At 59.0% G+C, this 363-nt stretch carries 1 protein-coding gene; it reads left to right on the top strand.

The genetic code is table 11. The features are described 5' to 3' along the window. Nucleotides 1-346, top strand: a 346-nt coding sequence (locus AC1D3B_RS36265; RefSeq protein WP_478195483.1) for a GNAT family N-acetyltransferase, incomplete at its 5' end; no start/stop codon positions are given. Nucleotides 347-363: the final 17 nt, after the last annotated feature.

The raw sequence follows: 363 nt of genomic DNA, 5'->3' as shown, positions 1-363 counted from the left end.
CGCTGGGCTCTACCACGTTGCCCGTGACGGCGAGCACTTGGCTGGGGTCATGAAGTTCGAGTTGGAGGACACCTTCTTTTGGCCCGAAGTTCTGCCGGGCACCTCGGCGTTCGTTCACAAGCTAGCCGTACGCCGAGCATGGGCGAAGAAGGGAGTTTCGAACGAACTGCTGTCATATGCCAGAGCGCGAGCTGAACGGCTCGGACGTGCTTACCTTCGCCTGGACTGCGTCGCGAACCGACAAGGGCTCCGAAGTCTCTACGAGGACTTTGGTTTTGTCCTGCATAGCGTCGTTCAAAAGGGCACCACTTCATTTGCGCGGTATGAACTTTCGACGGCAAGATGACGGCCGGCAAGCGGCCA

The organism is Variovorax sp. P5_A3 (assembly GCF_056400665.1).
Note: the sequence above shows the minus strand (reverse complement) of the source record. Positions and strands in the feature narration are given on the sequence as shown.